This is a genomic window from Tahibacter caeni, from assembly GCF_024609805.1.
Classification (GTDB): domain Bacteria; phylum Pseudomonadota; class Gammaproteobacteria; order Xanthomonadales; family Rhodanobacteraceae; genus Tahibacter; species Tahibacter caeni.
Genome location: NZ_JANFVR010000448.1, coordinates 1 through 3,177 on the forward strand (window position 1 = coordinate 1; position 3,177 = coordinate 3,177).

The 3,177-nt window shown below is 71.1% G+C and carries 2 protein-coding genes; both read left to right on the top strand.

Going from position 1 to position 3,177, the window contains the following annotated elements:
* The coding region (locus tag NON22_RS22360; RefSeq protein WP_257389204.1) for an MGDG synthase family glycosyltransferase at nucleotides 1-1,147 on the top strand (1,147 nt) is incomplete at its 5' end.
* Between the two features lie 162 nt (nucleotides 1,148-1,309).
* Nucleotides 1,310-3,177 (top strand): hypothetical protein (locus NON22_RS22365; protein ID WP_257389205.1); only part of this gene is annotated, 1,868 nt, incomplete at its 3' end.

Below are 3,177 nucleotides of genomic sequence, written 5' to 3' on the forward strand. Positions count from 1 at the left end.
GATGCCTGAGATCGCCGCGAAGCCGCGCCGCCTGCTGCTGCTCAGCGTATCGGCCGGCGCCGGCCACGGCCGCGCCGCCGAGGCGTTGCGCGCCGCGGCGCAGGCGCGCTACGGCGCCGAGGCGCTGCACCTGGACGTCATGGACTACGCGCCGGGTGCATTTCGAACTTTGTATACGGATCTCTATTTGCGTCTGGTCGGCAAATTCCCGTCGCTCTGGGCGCAGCTCTACCGCATCACCGACGAGACGCCGCCGGACGCGGCGCTCGCGCGGCTGCGCCGCGCCGTGGAACGGCTGAACACGCGCCGCCTGCGCGATGCGATCGCGCGCTTCGCGCCCGACGCGGTGATCTGTACGCATTTCCTGCCGGCCGAACTGCTGGCCCGCGAACAGGGACTCGGGCGCCTCACCTGCCCGGTGCACGTGCAGGTCACCGACTTCGACCTGCACGCGCTCTGGGTCGTGCCGCAGCTAGCCGGCTATTTCGCCGCGAGCGACGAGGTCGCCGCCCGCATGCGCGCGCGTGGACTGGCCGCCGAACGCATCCACGTGACCGGCATTCCGATCATGCCGGCCTTCGCCGAGGTTCCCGACCGCGCCACCTGCGCGGCGGCGGCCGGACTCGATCCGCAGCGGCCGATACTGCTGCTGATGGGCGGCGGCGCCGGCATCGGCGCGCTCGACGACGCCGCGGCCGGACTGCTGCGCATCCCCGGCGACTTCCAGCTCGTCGCGCTGGCCGGCCGCAATGCCGCGATGCTCGAGCGCCTGAAGGTCCTCGCTGCGGCGCAGCCGGACCGGCTGTTCCCGCAGGGCTATACCGGCACCATCGAGCGCCTGATGGGCTGCGCCGACCTCGCGATCGGCAAACCCGGCGGCCTGACCACGTCGGAATGCCTGGCCCTGGGCCTGCCGCTGATCGCATTCGCGCCGATACCGGGCCAGGAGGAACGCAACTGCGACTACCTGCTCGAGAACGGCGCCGGCCTCAAGGCCGTGGATGCGATCGCGCTCGAATACCGCGTGCGCCTGCTGCTCGCGCAGCCGCAGCGGCTCGCGCGCCTGCGCGACAGCGCCCGCGCGCTCGGCCGGCCCGCTGCCGCCGGCGACGTGCTGCGGCACGTGCTCGAACCGCCGGCCGGCTGAGCCGGCTCTGTTCGGTCTGCACCCGCGGCGACATTTGTCTCCCGAGTGGGCCGTCGGATGGCCCCTGCACCGGGCGCGGCGCCTGCCGCAGCCGCGCAATGCGTCACAGCAGACCGCGCCGCCATCGGCAAGGCTGCGCATCGCCTCGGGAGGAGGACTTCCATGCGTCTGCACCACGTTTCCGGGCTCGCTGCGGCCCTGCTGTTCGCCGCCGGCGCGGCCAGCGCCCAGCAGCTGCCCAATCCCATAATGTTCGTGACCCAGTACCCAGTGCCCGACGACTTCGCGACGATAGGCGCGGTGTTCGCCAACCACCGTGGCGACATCGCGCTGACCGGCCGGGGCGGCGATCTGTACATCCGCTATCCCGACGGCTCGCTGCGCAACCTGACCCAGGAGGCCGGCTACGGCAACAGCGGCGCGCAGGGCGCGAACGCGATCGCCGTGCGCGATCCGGCCGTGTCCTGGGACGGCAGCAAAGCCGTATTCAGCATGGTCACCGGCGCGCCGCCGCAGCAGTACCAGTACATCGACAGCTACTGGCAGCTCTACGAAGTCACCGGCCTGGGCCAGGGCCAGACGGTTGCGATCACCAAGGTCGCCAACCAGCCGGTCAACCGCAACAACGTGAGTCCGGCCTATCTCAGCGACGGCAGCCTGGTGTTCGCTAGCGACCGTCCGCGCAACGGCGCTGCGCACTTGTATCCGCAGCTCGACGAGTACGAGTCGACGCCGACGCCGACGGGCCTCTGGCGCCTGCAGCCTGCGACGGGCCGGCTCGACCTGCTGCAGGTGTCGGTCTCCGGCGCATTCCATCCGTTCGTCGACAGCTACGGTCGCCTGCTGTTCACGCGCTGGGACCATCTGCAGCGCGACCAGCAGAACGACAGCGCGAACAACGACTACGGCACGTTCAACTGGACCGGCGAGGCGGCGAACGCGGTCGCGACCGCCGACCGCAGCGAAGTGTTTCCGGAACCGCGCATAGCCGTGCCGGGTTCCGGCGTCTCCGGACACACCATCAACCATTTCTTCCCGTGGATGGTGAACCAGGACGGCAGCGAGGAAGAAACGCTGAACCACGTCGGCCGCCACGAGCTGCACAACTACTTCGACCGCAGCTTCGACGATCCCGCGCTCAGCGCGTTCAGCGGCAGCGGCGACCGCATCCTCAATTTCCTGCAGATGCGCGAGGATCCGACGACGCCGGGACGCTACTACGGCATCGACGCACCGGAGTTCTACACGCACGCCTCGGGCCAGCTGCTGCGCATCGACGGCGCGCCCGGCCTGAATCCGGCGCTGATGCACGCGACCTGGCTGAACCCGCGCGTCAACGTGAACTTCAGCCCGGACTACGCGCCGGTGCCGCAGCCGGCCGACTTCAGCGGCCGCTTCCGCAATCCGCTGCCGCTCAGCGACGGCCAGCTCGTCGCCGCGCACGCGACGCAATGGCGCCAGGCCGGCAACGACGGCACGCGCACGGCGCCGCAGCCGCGCTACCAGTTCCGCCTCAAGCGGCTCGTGCTCGGCCCGGGCGGCTACTACGTCGCCGCCGAGAACCTGACCCCCGGCATCAGCAAGAGCGTGAGCTTCTGGGATCCGGACTACGCGGTCAGCTACGACGGTCCTCTCTGGGAGCTGTCGCCGGTCGAGGTGCGTGCGCGCCCGATACCGCCGACGACCGCGGCGCAGCTGCAGGCGCCCGAGCTCGCAGCATTCACGGCCGAGAACGTCGACGTCGACGCGTTCCGCCGCTACCTGCGTGCGAACGGCCTCGCGCTGCTGGTGGTGCGCAACGCGACGACGCGGGACCGCGCCGACCGGCAGCAGCCGTTCAACCTGCGCGTGCCCGGCGGCGCGCAGACCACCGCCTCCGGCGGCGGCCAGCTCTACGACATCGCGCACATGCAGTTCTTCCAGGGCGACCAGATCCGCGGCCTCGGCGGGCTCGCGACGCCGCGCGCCGGGCGCCGCGTGCTGGCCCAGCCGCTGCACGACAAACCGGCGCTCGCGGCCAACGCCGCCAA